This window comes from Streptomonospora arabica, assembly GCF_039531585.1.
GTDB lineage: Bacteria > Actinomycetota > Actinomycetes > Streptosporangiales > Streptosporangiaceae > Streptomonospora > Streptomonospora halophila.
The window spans coordinates 47686-65134 of the sequence record NZ_BAAAQI010000010.1 but is presented as its reverse complement, the minus strand read 5'-3'; the positions used below and the strand labels follow the sequence as shown (position 1 = coordinate 65134).

Annotated in this window: 12 protein-coding genes; 8 read left to right on the top strand and 4 right to left on the bottom strand. The window is 74.9% G+C overall.

Annotated features, from left to right (window positions below):
* Nucleotides 1–96: 96 nt before the first annotated feature.
* Nucleotides 97–723: a TetR/AcrR family transcriptional regulator gene (locus ABD284_RS16830; protein WP_386698985.1), complete on the top strand. Its 627-nt coding sequence runs from the start codon at nt 97–99 to the stop codon at nt 721–723.
* A gap of 70 nt (nt 724–793) precedes the next feature.
* Here ABD284_RS16830 and ABD284_RS16825 read toward each other — a convergent pair whose 3' ends face one another.
* A complete protein-coding gene (locus ABD284_RS16825; RefSeq protein ID WP_344144461.1) occupies nt 794–1762 on the bottom strand; it encodes a 4-hydroxy-3-methylbut-2-enyl diphosphate reductase in 969 nt (322 codons plus the stop codon).
* Between the two features lie 397 nt (nt 1763–2159).
* Here ABD284_RS16825 and ABD284_RS16820 point away from each other — a divergent pair, with 397 nt between their 5' ends.
* The 3 genes from ABD284_RS16820 (at nt 2160) to ABD284_RS16810 (ending at nt 5010) form a co-directional block, all read left to right on the top strand.
* The gene (locus tag ABD284_RS16820) at nt 2160–2762 is read left to right on the top strand and encodes a DUF8129 domain-containing protein (RefSeq protein ID WP_344144459.1); all 603 of its coding nucleotides are present in this window, start codon (nt 2160–2162) and stop codon (nt 2760–2762) included.
* 579 nt (nt 2763–3341) lie between these two features.
* Nucleotides 3342–4595: an exodeoxyribonuclease VII large subunit gene (xseA, locus tag ABD284_RS16815; RefSeq protein WP_344144457.1), complete on the top strand. Its 1254-nt coding sequence runs from the start codon at nt 3342–3344 to the stop codon at nt 4593–4595.
* Between the two features lie 199 nt (nt 4596–4794).
* Nucleotides 4795–5010: an exodeoxyribonuclease VII small subunit gene (locus tag ABD284_RS16810; protein WP_344144620.1), complete on the top strand. Its 216-nt coding sequence runs from the start codon at nt 4795–4797 to the stop codon at nt 5008–5010.
* A 163-nt stretch (nt 5011–5173) separates the two neighbouring features.
* Here ABD284_RS16810 and ABD284_RS16805 read toward each other — a convergent pair whose 3' ends face one another.
* The 3 genes from ABD284_RS16805 to ABD284_RS16795 form a co-directional block, all read right to left on the bottom strand.
* Nucleotides 5174–5773 (bottom strand): DUF6542 domain-containing protein, encoded by a 600-nt coding sequence (locus ABD284_RS16805; RefSeq protein WP_344144455.1) that lies wholly within the window; start codon nt 5771–5773, stop codon nt 5174–5176.
* A gap of 5 nt (nt 5774–5778) precedes the next feature.
* Nucleotides 5779–7215 (bottom strand): DNA recombination protein RmuC, encoded by a 1437-nt coding sequence (locus tag ABD284_RS16800; RefSeq protein ID WP_344144453.1) that lies wholly within the window; start codon nt 7213–7215, stop codon nt 5779–5781.
* Nucleotides 7216–7364: 149 nt separating this feature from the next.
* Nucleotides 7365–8309 (bottom strand): FkbM family methyltransferase, encoded by a 945-nt coding sequence (locus ABD284_RS16795; protein WP_344144451.1) that lies wholly within the window; start codon nt 8307–8309, stop codon nt 7365–7367.
* Nucleotides 8310–8616: 307 nt separating this feature from the next.
* Here ABD284_RS16795 and ychF point away from each other — a divergent pair, with 307 nt between their 5' ends.
* The 4 genes from ychF (at nt 8617) to ABD284_RS16775 (ending at nt 17421) form a co-directional block, all read left to right on the top strand.
* Nucleotides 8617–9711: a redox-regulated ATPase YchF gene (ychF, locus tag ABD284_RS16790; RefSeq protein ID WP_344144449.1), complete on the top strand. Its 1095-nt coding sequence runs from the start codon at nt 8617–8619 to the stop codon at nt 9709–9711.
* 786 nt (nt 9712–10497) lie between these two features.
* Complete coding sequence (locus ABD284_RS16785; RefSeq protein WP_344144447.1) at nt 10498–11472, top strand: conjugal transfer protein; 975 nt, start codon at nt 10498–10500, stop codon at nt 11470–11472.
* An 87-nt stretch (nt 11473–11559) separates the two neighbouring features.
* Nucleotides 11560–11865 (top strand): hypothetical protein, encoded by a 306-nt coding sequence (locus ABD284_RS16780; protein WP_386698988.1) that lies wholly within the window; start codon nt 11560–11562, stop codon nt 11863–11865.
* 12 nt (nt 11866–11877) lie between these two features.
* Entirely contained in the window at nt 11878–17421 is a 5544-nt protein-coding gene (locus ABD284_RS16775; RefSeq protein ID WP_344144445.1) for a TcpE family conjugal transfer membrane protein, read from the top strand.
* Nucleotides 17422–17449: the final 28 nt, after the last annotated feature.

Genomic DNA, 17449 nt, shown 5'->3' with positions numbered 1-17449 from the left:
CGGTCGGTGGTTTTGGGCCAAGCGTAATCACCTGACGTAATGTCGACCTAGGCGGGCCGACGGCACGCCGCCACGGAAGGGAACGGTAAGCCGACGTTGACTGTGGACAGAGCGAACCACAAGCCCGCCCGGACGTCGCACCGCGGAGCGGCCACGCGCAGCGCCCTGCTCGACGCGGCCGCACACGTGTTCCGGACGGTCGGCTTCGCCCGCGCCGGTGTCAGCGAGGTCGTGGAGCACGCCGGGGCCAGCGTGGGCAGCCTCTACCACCATTTCACCGGCAAGGCCGACCTGTACATGGCGCTGTACGAGGACTACCAGCAGCGCCAGCAGGAGCGCACCCACCAGGCGGTCTCGCGGGCACGCGCCCAGGGCGAGAGCGACCCCACCCGGCTGATGTACATCGCGGCGCGCGCGTACCTGGACGGTGCCATCGAGGAGCGCGCCACCACGCTGCTGTTCTTCTCCGGCGACGGCCCGCCCGGGTTCGAGTCGCAGCTGCGCGAGCGCCTGCGCGAGTGGACCGACCGCAACGTGGCGCTGTTCCGCAAGGCTGACGAACCGGTCGACGAAGCCCTGCTCATGGTCGTCAGCGGCGCGATGCTGGTCGCCGTCACCGAGGTGGTGCGCCGCGGCGACGCCGACGCGCGGCGCCTCGCCGACGACATCACCTCGCTGCTGTCACGGCTGGAGCCGCGGGAGCGGCGCGAGCACGCGGGCTGAGCGGCCGCGCCGCGCGCCAGCGGCCGCCGCCGGGACGGGGGCCCGGGGCGGCGGCCGGAAGCGGTTACGATCAGCCCGCGGACTCGGCGCGCAGGTCGCGGCGGAGCTCCTTGGGCAGGGAGAACGTGAGGCTCTCCTGCGCGGTCTCGACCTCGTGCACGTTCTCGTAGCCGGAGCGCGCCAGCCGGTCCAGCAGGTCCTGGACGAGGATGTCGGGAACCGAGGCGCCGCTGGTGACGCCCACGGTTTGCACGCCCTCCAGCCAGTCCTCGTCCATCAGTGAGGCGTTGTCGATCAGGTGGGCGCTGGTGGCGCCGGCCTCAAGGGCCACCTCGACGAGCCGGACCGAGTTGGAGGAGTTCTCCGAGCCGACCACGACGACCAGGTCGCACTCGGCCGCCATCTCCTTCACGGCGTCCTGCCGGTTGGAGGTGGCGTAGCAGATGTCGTCGCTCGGCGGGTCGAGCAGGTTCGGGAACCGCGAGCGCAGCGCGTCGACGGTGGCGTTGGTCTCGTCCACGGACAGCGTGGTCTGCGACAGCCACGAGACGTTGTCGGGGTTGCGCACCTCGACCTTGTCGACCTCCTCGGGGCCGTCGACGATCTGGATGTGCTCGGGCGCCTCGCCGCTGGTGCCTTCGACCTCCTCGTGGCCGGTGTGGCCGATGAGGATGATGTCGCGGTCGTCGGAGGCGAAGCGCTTGGCCTCCTTGTGGACCTTGGTCACCAGGGGGCAGGTGGCGTCGATGGTCTTCAGCTGCCGCCGGTGGGCCTCGTCGTGCACCATCGGCGAGACGCCGTGGGCGGAGAACACCACGATGGCGCCCTCGGGGACCTCGCCGGTCTCCTCGACGAATACGGCGCCGCGCTTCTCCAGCGTGCTGACCACATGGGTGTTGTGCACGATCTGCTTGCGCACGTAGACGGGCGCCCCGTACTGCTCCAGGGCCTTCTCGACCGTGACGACGGCGCGGTCCACGCCGGCGCAGTAGCCGCGGGGCTTGGCGAGCAGGACACGGCGGCTGTTCGTCGCAGTCATGCACCCCATCCTAAGGGCCGTTGGGCGCCGCGGTCCCTGCGGCGGGGGAGCGGCGTCCGTCACCCGGATCCGTGCGGTCCCAACGCGTCCATGCCGGCGGGAGGGGCGTCCGGTGCGCGGGGCGGAGCCGGACGGCGCCCGCCGCGGGAGGTGACCCCGCGATAACGGTCGGCGCTCGTTTCCGTCGCGACGAGGCGAAAGCATTCACTTTCGAGGCACTTCCGGCGACGCTTACTCCCCTATTCTTGACTCACCTGTGAAACGAAGGCCGCCGCGGCGGCGTCAGACCGCTCGGAACGGGGCGGGCGAGAGCGCGCTCCGTGTACCGTCCGAGCCGTGTACGCGGGGCCGCGCGCAGCCCCGTCCCTTGACGAGAGCATCAGGAGCGCCCAGTCCCATGTCGAATCCGTCCATCGCCAGCAAGCTGATGTCCATGGTCAAGGGCATCTTCGGACAGAAGGAACAGGCCGCCGCGCCGAGTCCGGCGTCCACGTCCGCGGAGCAGAAGGCGGAGGCGGGTGCGGCTGAGAGCACCGCCGCCTCGGGCAACGCCACCAAGACCGCGGCGCCGGCCGGGGAGAAGGCCGGCAAGGCCGACGAGAAGGGCGCCGGGGAGTCGGCGCCCGCGTCCGCCGAGGAGGCGGAGGAGGACAAGGCCGCCGGAGCCGAGAGCGGGGCGGAGGAGTCCGCCGACCTGGTCGCCCCCGGCGAGCAGGCCGCCGTCGCCGAGGAGATCGCCGCCGCCGAGGCCACCACGCAGGAGTCCGACGACTCCGTCCTGGAGGACGTCCGGCGCCAGGCCGCCCCCTCGCCCGAGGAGCTTCCGGTGCCCGGCTACGACGACCTCACCCTCCCCTCCATCCGTGCCCGCTTGCGCAAGCTCACCATCGACCAGGTGCGCGAGCTGCGCGCGTACGAGGTCGCCCACGGCGAGCGCGCCGAGTTCATCAAGATGTACGACAACCGCATCGCCAAGCTGCAGAGCGAGAGCCAGGAGTAGGGAGCCCCCGGCGGCTCCCCTCTCCCTGCTGCTCCCTCCGGCTTTCCAAGATCATGCGAGCACGGCGGCCGCCGCCACCGCGGCCGGGGCTTCGGCATGCCCACGTTCGGGCGCGGGTTCCGCGGAGTGCCCGGTGCCGACCGCGGGTGCACTCGGGCGCACCATGGGCGCGCACCGGCGGAGCGCCGCACAGCGGCCCGCCGATCAGCACCGGAGCACGGCGCCCGCGAACACCGCCCGCGTCGGCTGGACCCGGGGAGCGGATCCGCAGGAGGAAGCCGGGGACCGCGACGAGCCGCACACCGCCGACTTCGGACCGGCAGGGTGCGCCTGCGGCGGGGCATGCTCGGCGAGGGTCATGCGGGAGCGAGCGGCCGCCGGGCCGGTTCTCCCGGTGCCGGGACAGGGCGGTGGGACCGCGGACGCCACCGTCGACCGGCGGCGCCTTGGCCGCGGCCCGACTTCCGCACGGCACTCCGGTGCCGTCCCGGAGGACCGCTGCCCGCCCTTCGGCGCTTCGCGGGGCCGCCACGGCGTGCGGGGAGGGTTCTGTCGGTGTCCTGATCTAGGCTCGCAGCCATGGGTATGGAGAGCTCGCCCGAGTCCCCGCAGCCCGTCCGCGTCGTGATGCAGGCGGTCGGCGGGTGGATCGGGCGGCTGGGCAAGATCTGGGTCGAGGGCCAGGTCGCCGAGATGAGCCGGCGGGGCGGCACCGTGTTCATGACCCTGCGCGACCCGGTGGCCAACGTTTCGGCGCGCGTGGTGTGCCCGGTGCGGGTGCTGGAGGCGGTCGCGCCCGTGCCTGAGGCCGGCGCCCGGCTGGTCGTGCACGCCAAACCCGACTTCTACGTCGCCCGCGGCACGTTCTCGCTGCTCGCCCTGGAGGTCCGCCACGTCGGGCTCGGCGAGCTGCTGGCCCGCCTGGAGCGGCTGCGCGCCACGCTCGCGGCCGAAGGGCTCTTCGCCGACAACCGCAAGCGGTCGCTGCCGTTCCTGCCGGGCACCGTCGGACTGGTGTGCGGACGCGAGTCGGCGGCCGAGCGCGACGTGCTGGAGAACGGCCGCCGCCGCTGGCCCGCGGTCCGCTTCGAGGTGCGCGAGGTCGCGGTGCAGGGCGACCGCGCGGTCGGCGAGGTCCTGAACGCGCTCAAGGAGCTCGACGCGCATCCCGAGGTCGACGTGATCGTGATCGCGCGCGGCGGCGGGTCGCTGGAGGACCTGCTGCCCTTCTCCGACGAGGCCCTGGTGCGCGCCGTCGCCGCCACCCGCACGCCGGTGGTCAGCGCCATCGGGCACGAGCAGGACAGCCCGCTGCTCGACCTGGTCGCCGACGTCCGCGCCTCCACGCCCACCGACGCCGCCAAGAGGACCGTTCCCGACGTCGGCGAGCAGCTCCAGCTCGTCGCCCAGCTGCGCGACCGCGGCAGGCGCGTCCTGATCGGCGGCATCGAGCGCGAGCGCTCGTGGCTGGCCGGGATGCGCTCGCGGCCCGTGCTCGCCAGCCCCGTGCGCGAGATGGACCGGCTCACCGAGCAGGTCACCGGCCTGCGCGACCGCGCGCGGCGGTGCATGACCTCGGCGCTGGACCGCGCCGGCGACGGCCTCGCCCACACCCGCGCCCGGCTGCACGCGCTCTCGCCCGCCACCACACTGGCGCGCGGCTACGCGATCGTGCAGCGGGACGACGGCGCCGTCGTCCGCTCCGCCGCCGACGTCGGGCACGGCGACCCGCTGCGGGTGCGGTTCACCGAGGACAGCATCACGGTGACGGTCGACGGCACCGATCCCGATCCCGACCACGACATCGGTACCGACAGCGGCACCGACGGCTGACCGGGCGCGCCGTGCGGCGCGACCGACGACACCAGCGTGACGCGCGAAGAGCAGGAGGGGCTGCGCAGTGGCCGCCAAGGACAGCAGCAAGAACGGCAACCCGAAAAGCGGGGGCACGGCGAACGGGGGCGCCGAGAACGGCGGAGCGCCGGCGGCCGCGGACGCCGCCGCGGGCACCGGGACCGGCGCCGAACCCGAGCTGAGCTATGAGGAGGCCCGCGACGAGCTCGACTCCGTCGTCCGCCGGCTCGAAGCCGGCGGCCTGAGCCTGAAGGACTCGCTGGCGCTGTGGGAGCGCGGCGAGCACCTCGCCGCCACCTGCGAGCAGTGGCTCGAAGGGGCGCGCGCCAAGCTCGCCGTCGCGATGGAGGAGCGCGGCCAGGGCGGCGGCTCCGACGCCGAAACCCCGTTCTGACCGGGTCGCATCCCGGGTCCCACCGGTGTCGGCGGCGGGGCGTGGCGCGGCGGCAGGCGTCGGCGGCCGCGCCCGGCGCGGCGCGGGTGCGGTGGGACCGGCCGATACGCGGGCGCCCGCGTATCCCGGCGCGGGCCGCCGACGGGCGAGGGGCCCGCTCGCGTCACCCGTTCCGCCTGGGCTTCTCCTGCGGCGGGTTCCGGGGGCGGCGGCCGTTGAGCTCGTCGCTGAACGCGCGGACGTTGGCGGGCAGCCCGCGGAAGACCGCGATCACCAGCACCAGGGCCGTGCCCAGGAACAGCGACGGCGCGACGTCGGCGAGCCGGGTGGCCATGCCGACGGCCACCGCGCGGGTGTAGTCCGCCTCGCCCGCCGCCAGCGCCATCTCGGCGCCGAGCGCGGCGAGGAAGTAGGCCAGCGGTGGGCTCACGGTGAGCGAGAGCAGGTCGCCGGGGCGCACCAGCAGGGCGGCCCCCACGCAGGCCGCGGTGAACGCCACTCCGCTGACCAGCGCCGAGCTGAACACGTGGCCGACGAGGGTGAAGACCAGGCTGACGGCGGAGATCAGCAGGACGCCGCCGCGCCCCGTCAGGCGTATGCCGGCCAGGCCTGCCGGACCGCTCGCCGCCCCACTGCCCCCGGGCGCCTCGGGCTCGGCGCGGGGGGTGGGGCGGTGCGGCGGCCGCTGCACGGAGACCGGCGCTTCGTTCACGCGCTGGGGTTTGCGCGTCACCATTCCGGCACGCTCCCTCGTGTGGCTCACGGTAATCAGTATGTCACTCTCGGTGATATATTGGTCTCCTCGGTCCGCGCCGTGTCCCCTGCCGGCTGTCCGAACCGGTCCGGGGCGTCCGGATCGGAGCCGTAGGAGCGGTCGCTCCCGCCTGTGTACGGCTCCGCCGCGGAGCCGAACGCGGAGCCGTATATCTCGACGCGGGGATCGGCGGCCCCGGTTCCGGACTCGGTGTCCTCGCCGCGCTCCGCGGACTCCCCCGCCAGCTCCGCCGAGGCGAGCGGCCGGGCCTGCTCCTGGACGCCTTCGGGGCGGCCGAGGTCGCCCTCGACCAGTCCCAGCTCCTCGAACCGGCGCGCTGTCACCATCACCCGGCTCTCCAGCGAGCCGACCGTCTGGTTGTAGGCGGCCACGGTCCGCGAGAGCGCCTTGCCCAGGCCCTCGACGTGCCCGCCCAGGGTCGACAGCCGCGAGTACAGCTGCTTGCCGAGGTCGAAGACCGCGCGCGCGTTCTCGCTGAGCGCCTCCTGCTGCCAGGCGTACTGCGCGGTGCGCAGAAGCGAGATGAGCGTGGTGGGCGTGGCGATGTGCACCCGGCGGCCCATGGCGTACTCCAGGAGCTGCGGGTCGTGCTCCAGCGCCGGTGCCAGGAACGCCTCGCCCGGTACGAACAGCACCACGAACTCCGGCGCCGGGGTGAAGGCCGCCCAGTAGGACTTGGCGGAGAGCTGGTCGACATGCGCGCGCAGGTGCTTGCTGTGCGCGCGCAGGCGCTCGGCGCGCGTGTCGCCGTCGTCGGTCTCGACCGCCTCCAGGTAGGCGGCCAGCGACACCTTGGAGTCCACGACGATGTTCTTCCCGCCCGCGAGCCGGACCACCATGTCCGGCCGGAGCCGGCCGTTGTCGGTGCTCGCGCCCGCCTGCTCCTCGAAGTCGCAATAGGCGTCCATCCCCGCCAGCTCGGCCACCCGGCGCAGCTGGAGCTCGCCCCACCGGCCGCGCGCCTCGGGCCGCCGCAGCGCGGTCACCAGCGCCTGGGTCTGGTCGCGCAGCCGCTCGGAGCCCTGGCGCACCTGGTCGACCTGCTGCGCCAGCTCGGCGTGGGCCGAGCGGCGCCCGGCGTCGACCTCGCGGAGCTGGTTCTCCACGCGGGCGAGCGTGTCCTTCAGTGGGGAGACGAGCTGCTCGACGGCGGCGCGGCGCTGCTCCATATCCTTGCCGGTCTCGGCGCCGACGGCCCGCAGCCGCCCTTCGGCCATCTCCATGAAGCGCCGGTTGGTCTCGTCCAGGGCCTCCGCCGACAGCGACCGGAAGCGCTCGCCGAGGCGGTCCTCGATGTAGGCGGCGCGCTCCTCGGACGCGCGGGCGTGCGCGCGCGCCTCGGCGACCCGGCTGCGCGCCAGCATCCAGCCCAGCGCGGCGCCGATCGCGAGTCCCACCAGAAGCACCAGGATCAAGTCAAGGCCGTCCATAGCCGCCCATGGTCTCAACCCGTGCACCCGCGGCACCGTCCGCCACGCGCGGGCGATGGTCCGGAATAGGCGGTGTGCGGCCCCTGCGGGCCGTCGCGCCGCGGCCGGGCGAGGTCCGGGCACCGGCCGCCCGTGTGAAGGGCTCGGGATCAGCCCTGCGTAGCGGGCCTGCCCAGTGCGCGGTACCAGCCGCGGGCGGCGCGCCAGACCCGCTCCGGCACCGGCTCGGGTGCGAACAGCCACATCCGCTGGCCGGGGTCGGGGCCGCGGCCGACGATCACCGCGCGCAGCGGGTAGGGCGGGTCGCCGCACAGGTGGTACCAGCAGTAGCCGAACGGCTCCAGCAGGGCCATCAGCCGCTCCGCCACCCCGTGCTCGGGGCGGACCTCGCAGAAGATCCAGGGCCGGAAGCGCCGCAGCACCTCCAGCGCGCCGGCGACCACGTCCGGCTCGGTGCCCCCGGTGTCGATCTTGACGATCGAGGGCGCCGCACCCGCGCGCTCGCGCCAGTGCGACAGGGACTCCACCGGCACGAGCACCCGGCCGAGCTGCGGGCGGTTGTCGGCGGCCAGGGAGCTGGCGGTGTCGGAGACGGGCGAGAGCCGCAGGGCCGCGGTGCCGCTGTGGTTGCTCAGCGCGAGCCGCTCCACATCGACGCCGAGCCCGTTGGCGCGGGCGACGGCCTCGGCGGTGTCGGCGACGCGGGGCGCGGGTTCGAACGCGAAGACGCGCCGGCTGCTGCGAGCCGCCGCGAGCGCGGAGTAGAGGCCGATGTTGGCGCCGACGTCGAGCACCGCGCCGGGCCGGGCGTGCTCCAGCGCGGCCAGGAAGCAGGCCAGCGTCTCGGGCTCGTAAGCGGCCAGGCCGCCGTGGTGCAGGCGCCGCGCCACGCCGTAGTCGCCGGGCGCGGTGATCGTCAGGGACGGGGGCCCGGTGCCGGACCAACCCTCGCGGCGGGGCAGGGCAAGCTCGAACCGACGCTCCCACGGGGGGACGTGCGCCGGATCCAGCCCGCCGAGGCGCTGAGGCAGTCGGATCCGTATCTGGCGGGTGGCGTACCGCACCGCCGGGTATCGGTGGACGAAGGCGCGCATCTGGCCGTGTACCACGGACGGACCCCCACTCGTGTACCTCGCTGCTGCGATCCGCACGGGCTGCGTGTCGGTCGCGGCGCACCGGCGCGGTCGCCCGGCAGCCCCCCAGCGGCCGGGTCGCGCCCCCTCCCAGGTCCGTGCGCCGCATCCGGCGTGCTTTCGCGCAGACGTGACCGGTTCTGAAGTTACTCCGAAACCGGGCAGCGCGCAGGGCGTTTCATCCGAAGATGGAGCGCGTGTCACCGAAAAGTCCGCGTCCGTTCCGTGCGGCGAGTCCGCCCTGCGTGAGCACCTAGACTCGGTCGACGTGAGCCTCTCCATTGGGATCGTCGGTCTGCCGAACGTCGGCAAGTCCACGCTGTTCAACGCCCTGACCAAGAACGAAGCCCTGGCGGCGAACTACCCGTTCGCCACCATCGAGCCCAACGTCGGCGTCGTCGGGGTGCCCGACCACCGGCTCGGAACACTGGCCGGGATCTTCTCCTCGGCCAAGGTCATCCCGGCCACGGTCGACTTCGTGGACATCGCCGGCATCGTCCGCGGCGCCTCCGAGGGCGAGGGCCTGGGCAACCAGTTCCTGGCCAACATCCGCGAGAGCGACGCGATCTGCCAGGTCATCCGCGCGTTCGAGGACCCCGATGTCACCCACGTCGACGGCGACATCCAGCCCTCGCGCGACATCGAGACGATCAACACCGAGCTGATCCTCGCCGACCTGCAGACGCTGGACAAGGCGCTGCCGCGGCTGGAGAAGGACGCCAAGCGCAACGCAAAGGACAAGGCCGCCCAGGAGGCGCTGGCCACCGCACGCGAGGCGCGGCGGGTGCTCGACGAGGGCGTGGGCCTGTCGGTGGGCGCGGCGCCGGCCGGCATCGACGTGTCGCTGCTGCGCGAGCTGAACCTGCTGACGGTCAAGCCCTTCATCTACGTGTTCAACCTGGACACCGACGAGCTCGGCGACTCCGCGCTGCGCGCCAAGCTGTCGGAGCTGGTCGCCCCGTCCGAGGCGGTCTTCCTCGACGCCAAGATCGAGGCGGAGCTGGCCGAGCTGGAGGAGGACGAAGCGGCCGAGCTGCTGGAGTCGATGGGCCAGACCGAATCCGGGCTCGCCCAGCTCGCCAGGGTCGGGTTCGCCACGCTCGGGCTGCAGACCTTCCTCACGGCCGGCCCCAAGGAGTCCCGCGCCTGGACGATCCGCAAAGGCGCCACGGCGCCCGAGGCGGCCGGGGCCATCCACACCGACTTCCAGCGGGGCTTCATCAAGGCCGAGGTCGTCTCCTACGGCGACCTGGTCGAGGCCGGCACCATGCAGGCGGCCAGGTCGGCCGGCAAGGTGCGCATGGAGGGCAAGGAGTACGTGATGTCCGACGGCGACGTGGTGGAGTTCCGCTTCAACGTGTGAGCGCGGAGTCTCCACGGTCGCTGACCTCCTACGGCGCGGCGGGGGCCGCGGCCCGGCGCGCGTCGGGCGCACCGGCGCCCGGCCTCTCGGCGAGGCCGGCTCCGTGTCTCGACGCCCGTCGTGCCGATCGGCCGATCGCGTCGGCGCGGCCGGATGCTCGCGGGTGAGCGGGAGTCCCGCACCGGCATCCGGCGTGTCGATGCGCCACCGGTGCGGTTCGCCTCACCGGGGACGGAGCTGCCCGTTTCGGACAGCTTTTAAGGCTCCCAATCTCTGTCCGGTTATCGGACCGTTTCTGCACTGTGCGTAGTATCCCCAGTTCAGGGGATTGTGGTCGGTGCGGCGTGAATCCGTCGGGAACTCCGGATGAATGACGTCACATCCGTCTCTCGGCGACCGGCTCCGGAGCATGTCCCACCATGGGACCGGCGATCATTCGTGTGGGGAAATGTGCAGGTCGACGCCGTATTCGAGTGTGAAGCGCGACCTCTCTGCAGACGTAAACGCCAGAGGGGGCTTCCTGCTCGGCGGTAGCTTCCTTTCCGGTCGGCCCGCAATCGGCACGTTGACCGTGCCTGTTTCCTGGGTTTTGCTGGTATTGCCCGGCGTGCCTCGAACGCCCCTTGATCACGAGGTGTGCCGGGAGTACACCGAGGCGTCCGGCACGAAACACGGAGGAGTATTGGCGGCTGAGATGCGGAACAATGGCGCACCATAGGTGTGGGGTAGACATGGCACCGGGAATCCGGCCGGTGCACTGTGCCCACGAGGGGATGGGGAGGCGTGATGGCGCGCAAGCCGACCGCGCGACGCGGCGGCGGACCCGTTGGGGAGCCCGCTGAGGCGGACGGCCTCTACGAGTTCGGCGACCCCCCGCGGCGCAGTCGGCGGCCCCGCGCCGGTGCCGGCGGGCGCTGGTGGATCTGGGTCGGCCGGGCGGTGCTGTGGGCCTTCATCATCGTCGTCCTCTTCAACGGCGTCTGGATGCCGCTGCGCCAGGGCATGGCCGAGCCCTCGCCCGAGGAGGAGGCGTCCTCCGGCGGGCCCGAGTTCCCCGAGACCGCCGCATCCGGCTTCGCCGCGCGCTTCGCGGACGTCTACCTGAACGCCGACGGCCTGCAGAGCGAGGAGCGCGCCGACGCCCTGGCCGCGTTCGTGCCCGAGGGCCGCGCCGCGTCCTTCGCCGGCGAGGGGGAGTCCTTCACCGGCGACGACATCGGGGTCGTCGGCGTGCAGGTCCGCGACGACCACAACGCCGTCGTCACCCTCAGCGCCGACGTCAACGGATCGCCGATGAGCCTGGACGTCCCGGTCTACGCGGCCGACGCCGACAACTTCGTCGTCTCGGGCCGGCCGGCCCTGCTCGCCGCACCCGGCCGTGCGCAGCTGCCCGACCCCGAGGTCTCCGAGACCGACGCCGCGGCCCGCGAGGAGCTGCTGCCCCGCCTGGAGCGCTTCTTCGGCGCCTACGCGGAGGACCCCGACTACCTCTCGGACTTCGTCGAGCCCGGGGCCCGGATCGACCGGCTGCCGCCCGAGACCCTGGAGTTCGTCGAACTTGTGGACATCGCCGTCCCCGCCTCCGGATCGGGGGACAATGAGGGGCGGCAGGTCACGGCAGAGGTGGTGTGGCGGCCCGCCGGAGCAGACGAGACCACGGCCGCCGAGCTCACCCAGAGCTATGAGCTCACCGTCGTCAAGGACGGCGAGAACTGGTATGTGCGAGAGATCCATGGAGCCCCGCAGTCGTTCGGCGAATAGCCGCGGCGGCATCCGGCAGGGCCCTGAAGCCGAGGAGACGAGAAACCATGCAGCGCAGACGTGAGACGCGAGGGGACGGCGACTGACATGCACCCCCTGGTCACGGGTCTCACCCAGGCGATGGCCGACACCGCGGGCCCGATTGCCCTCGCCGCGACCGAGAACGCCCCGGACACGTCCGGGCTCGCCGATTTCCTCCGCGGCTTCTTCGGTCCCCTCTTCCTGGTCATCGTCTCGGTCGTCGCCATCTTCTTCCTGTTCACCAGGGAGATCACCCGATTCGCGCAGTTCATCATTCTCGCCATCTTCATCGGAATCGTGTTCTACGTGCCGGGGATCATCGAGGTGACCGCGCGGGCCATCGCCCAGGCGATGGGTGTGACGACCGAGTAGGAGGCCCCAGACGTGGACCTGCCCACGTACACCAACATCTGGCGTATCGAGAAGAAGCTCTACAAGCTGTATGACTTCCGGCTCCCGCAGCCGGTCTCGGTCGTCTACATCGGTGTCGTCGTGGGTGTGGGCTTCGTCTGGGTCATGCTGCTGCGGCTCATCGGCGTCCCGCTGGAAATGCCGCTGCACGTCGTCTACATCGTTCCGCCGTTCGTCATCGCCTTCCTCGCCACCCGGCCGGTCGTCGAGGGCAAGCGGCTCAGCGAGCTGATCGTCTCCCAGATCCGGTTCACGGCCGAGCCGCGGGTCTTCACCCGGCTGCGCCCCGAGCGCGAACCCGCCGCGGTCGAGGTCACCGTGCGGGTCTGGCACCGCGACCCCCAGGCGGGGCCGCTGCCCGCGGTCGCCGCGGACGCCGACGTGCGCGAGCGCGGGAGGGAACGCGGCGGGGTCCCGGCGCGCCGGACCTCCACCGGGCCGAACCGCACGGCGGAGCAGGCGCCCTCCCTCGCGGGTGCGCTGCCGTCCGCGCCCCCGCAGGCGACCGGCGGCCCGGCGGAGGAGGAGGGCGCACCCGAGCCGCTGTGGGACGACGCCGTCGCCGCGCCGAAGGCGTCCGTGAACGGATCCCGGGCCGAGCCCCTGTACCCGGCTGCGCGCACCGGCGCGTCGGTCGCCGAGCCCGCGCCTGCGCAGGAACCGGAGCCCGCGGGCCGGGAGCGCGGGGCCGGAGCGGCGACCGAGCCCGAGCCGGTCGGCGCATCCGCGCCCGCACCGGCCGAACCTCCGGACCTCCGGGGCGAGTGGGAGCGGGACGACGGCGCGGAGCCGAGGCGCGGCGGAGCCCGGCGCCGGGGAGTCGGGCTGCGGGTCCTCAACTACTTCGGATTCGCCCTCGACCGGCAGCCGGGCCGCAGCGGTGCGTCCGAACACCGCGGCGAACCGGCCCCGGGAGTGCGTCGGCGCCCGGCCCGCGGCCCCGTATCCGGTCCCGTACCCGGTGCCGCGCGCACGCCGGTGGAGCTCGCCGAGCACCTCGCCGCCGCCGAGCACCCGTCCCGGCGCGAGCGCCCGGAGGAGGCGTCCGGCACGGCGGCGCCCGCGTCCACCGCCGAGGCGGCAGACGCCCCGGCGGTCGCCGAGCGCCCCGAGCCGCCCGGCTCCAGCGCCCGCCGGCGCGCCGAGGAGATGATGGCGGCACCGGCGCCCGCCGAGCCGCTTGCGGCCGCGCCCCCCGGCGCGGACGCATCCGGCGCCGAGACTGCGCGCCCCGCCGCCGAGCAGGGCGGGGCGCCCGCAGCCAAGCAGCGCCCGCAGCGCCGTCTGCGCGGCCGCGCACAGGGAATGGAGGTCGCCCGCCGACTGGAGCGCGAGCGGTCGACCGGGGACGCCTCTGCGGCGGCTCCTACCGCGGAGTCCGCCGCCGGCGCCGAGCGGGCGGTCGGCACCGAACGCGCCCGCGCTCCGCAGCCGGCCCGCCCCGCCCCCGGCGACGGCGCCCCTTCGGGTCGGCCGTCCCTGCGCGAGCGGCGCGCGCAGCGCCGCCCGCACGCGGCCCCGTGGGATCTGCCCGTTCCCCTGGCCGGAGCCGACGCCGACCGGCCCGACGGCGGCGACGAGCGCCGCGAGGGTGCCGAATCCGACGCGGACGGCGCCGCCGGCCGCGTCCGGGAGCGTGGCGCACCCGGCGCTCCGCCCGCCGACGCGCGGCGCCCGGCCGGCGCCGCCCAGGACGGCCCGTGGGCGGCGGACAAGCCCGCCCTGGAGCTTGACCACGGGACGGGCGAGCACGAGAACCTTTCGGGAGTGGTGCGGGTGTTCTCCGCGCCCGCGGCCCCGGACGCGCCGTCCACCGGCAACGGGCACCCGTCCGGAAGTGGCGACGAGGGCGGCGGAGCGGCCGGCGCCCACGGGCCCGCCGCCGCGCCGCAGAACGGCGGGCCCGGCGAGGCCAAGCCTCCTCTGCAGCTCGACCACGGCACGGACGAGCACGAAAGCCTGTCCGGGGTCGTCGGGGTGTTCGCTGCGCCGTCGGACGGAGGCGTCCCGGAGCGGACCGATCCGGTCGCCGGATCCGCGCAGGGCGAGCGCGGTGACCGCGCGGTCGCGCCGGGACCGCCGCAGGCCGTGGACGCCGAGCAGCCGCCGAGCGGCGCTCCGTCGTCCTGGGCCGACGGTTCGGACGACGCGCCCGCCGACACCGCCGACCGCCCCGCGCTCGGATCCGCGGCCACCGGAACCGCCGAGACACCTACCGCCGAACCGGCGGCCGGATCGGACCGGGGTGCGGACCCCGGCACCGGCGTCGACCGCGCGGACGGCGAGCCCGAGGACGGCCGGGACGACGGACGAGCCGGGGCGGCGAGCGGCGCGGGGGCCCCTTCCGACGCCCCCGACGAGCGGCTGTCGGTTTTGAACCGCTACCTGAGCCGTACCGACACTCCGGCGCCGCGCCCGCCGCGCTTCGCCGAGGCCGGCGGCCACGAGCCGCGGCGTCCGGTCGCCTGGTTCACCGACGCCCCCGACCCGCACGACGCCCCCGCAGCCCCCGGCGAGAGCGCCCCCGGCCCCCGCCCCGACCGAGCGGACGCCGTCTCCGTGAGCGACGGCCGCTCTGGCGCGGACGCGCCGCGCGAGGGAGCCCCGGAGCTGCCCTCGGACGGGCAGGACGCGGCGGCGGCGTCGGCGGGTTCCGCTGGTCGGCGTGCGGGCGGTGAGCCGGTCGGCGACGGTGCCTCGGACGAGCGGGCGCCTTCCGGCGTTGGCACCGGTACCGGCGGGTCCGCTGAGCGGGTGGCCGAGGTCTCGGGCGAGGGGCGGTTCGGGGAAGGCGGGTCGTCCGGCGACCGCGAGCCAGGTTCCGCCGTCGGCCACGCCGGGGGCGCGGACACGGCCGCTCGCCCCGAGCCCTCGCGCGAGAGCCGCAGTGGCAGCGACGCGTCGCAGGACGCGGCGGCGGCGTCGGCTGGTTCGGCCGGTCGGCGTGCGGGCGGTGAGCCGGTCGGCGGGGGCGCCTCGGACGAGCGGGCACCTTCCGGCGTTGGCACCGAATCTTCCGCCACTCGGGCGGGCTCCTCCGTCGGCGACCGTGATGGCGACGCCGGGGGCGCGGCCGCTCGTCCCGAACCGTCGCCTGATCACGAACGTGACCGGCGAGGCGCCGAACGTTCCGGCCGACCGGAGCACGTCGCGCAGTCGGCCGCCGGAAACCGGAGCGAGGAGAGAGCGCCGTCCCGGAAAGCTGAAACCTCCGACGGGACCGCCGAGCGCACCGACGCGCTCGGAGAAGGCACTCCCTCCGAGTCCGAAGGGTCCGAGGCCGAGAACACCCCGGAGCCCGCCTCCGGCCTCCAGGACGCCCGCCCGGCGGTCGGTCGGCAGTCGCTCCCGCCGCTGGCCGGGCCACCGGTCGACACCGGACGGACCTCGTCGCTGCGCGGCGACGCCGCCACCGACGACGAGGGCGGCGCGCCCGAAGGCGCCGACACCGGAGCCTCCGGCGGCCGCACCGATGCGGAGGCGGCCGGTACGGGCCCCGACCGCGGCGGCGCCCCCCGTGCCCGCGTGCACGGAGCCGTCGAAGCCGGCCGTACCGCGGGCGGCGACGAGGCGGACGGAGCGGAGCACAGCGCCGCGGCCGCCCAGGGGGCCCTCCCACCGCTGGCCGGCGCTCCTGAGGAGTCCGGCGCCAACGCCCCCGTCCGAAGCGGCGCCGCCGCAGAGGACGCGCTCCATCGCGGCGGGGAACCGGATGAGTCCGGCGAGGGCGGTCGGTACCGCGAGGACGACCGGCCGGGTGCGGCCGCCTCCGGCGCCGAGCGCCGCACCGGCGACTCCGCCGCAGCGCCGCGGGCCGACGTCGCGCCCTCGGTCGCCGTGCCCGCGAAACCGCCGCTGGAGCTGGACCACGGCACCGGCGAACACGAGTCCTTCGGCCAGGTGGACGCTCCCGACCGCCGCACGACCGCGGCCGACCTGGAGGCGGCCGAGGCGGCGGCCATCCGGGCGCGCGCCGGCCGCACCGGGCGGACCGATGCCCCCGGGGACGCGGACGGCGATCACGAGCCGACGCGGGACCGGTCCGACCGCCCCGACCCCGCCGCCGCCGAGCGGGTCGAGCCCGGTCGGGCCGCCGCCGATCGTCCCGATCCTGCCGCCCACCCCGACCGCTCCGACCGGCTCGCACGCACCATCCGGTCCAGCCCCACCGGCGGCTCGCCCGCGCCCGCCCGCGACGCGGCCGACGACGGCGCCCGGCGGAACGAGGGCGGCGACGCGGAACCCGACACCCGCGAGCGGCGCCTCCGCAGTGCCCCGGCCGCCCGCGTGGACGACGGCGTCTTCAGCCGCGTCGCGCAGAACGCCCGCCGCCTCAGCCACCTGTTCGGGCAGACGCCGCCCGGCACACCCCCCGACCCCGCGCCCCGCTCCGAGAGCACGACCGCGGGCGGCACCGCCGGACCGCCCGATCAGCAGGCCGCCGAGCGCCCGGGACCGGCCTCCCCGGCCGACCCCGCCGAGGCCGAAAAGCCCGAGCTCCAGCTCGACCACGGCACCGGCGAGCAGGAGGGGATGGGCCGTACGGCCAAGGGCGCGTCCGCCCGACAGGACCGGCCGAGCAGCGCGGCCGGGACGGCGCCCGGCGACTCCGGGGCCACCCGGGGCTGGCGCCGCCTCGCCCGCGTCGTCACGGGCGGATCGGCGGCCGCGGCCAAGTCCGACCTGCCCGCCGTCGACATCGAGCGGCTGCGCACGCCGCTGCCGAGCCCCCGCAACGTCGTCGTGCTCGGCTGCACCGGCGGCGCCGGCCAGACCGTCACCACCCTCATGCTCGGCCACACCCTCGCCGCCTACCGCGACGAGCGGGTGGTCGCCGTCGACGTCAACCCCGGCAGCGGAGGCCTGTCCCGGCGCATCCGCACCGAGACCCCCGAGACCGTGACCTCGCTGCTGGCCAACGCGGACCGCGTCCACGGCTACGCGGCCATGCGCCGCTACACCTCCCGCGCGGCCACCGGCCTGGAGGTCGTCGCCACCCTCGACGACCCCTACGTGCAGACCCTCGACGACCGTGACTACGCGGGCCTGGCCGGGCTGCTGGAGCGGTTCTACGAGATCACCGTGCTCGACCCCGCCGCGACCGGCGTCGCCCGCTCCCTCCCCGCCGCCGACGGCATGGTGCTCGTGGCGCCGGCCAGCGAGGACGCCGCGCGGGCCGTCGCCATGACCTTCGAATGGCTCGACGGCCACGGCTACTCGGCCCTGCGCTCCACCGCCGTGGTGGTGATCAACGGCGTCAGCAAGCGCAGCCTGGCCGACGTCGACGCCGCCGAGCAGGTGGCGCGCGGACGCTGCCGGGCGATCGTGCGGGTGCCCTGGGACGACCACCTCGCCGCGGGCAAGGTCGTCGACGTCGGCGCGCTCCGCCCCACCACCCGTCGTGCGCACGGAGCCCTGGGCGGGGTCCTGGTGCGCGGCATGGACGGCGGTCCGGCGCCCTCGGGCCAAGCCGTACCGGGAGGCAGGCGACGCAGCCCCTCGGAGACCCGCGGATGACGCGCTCCAGACACCGGCTCCGCACACG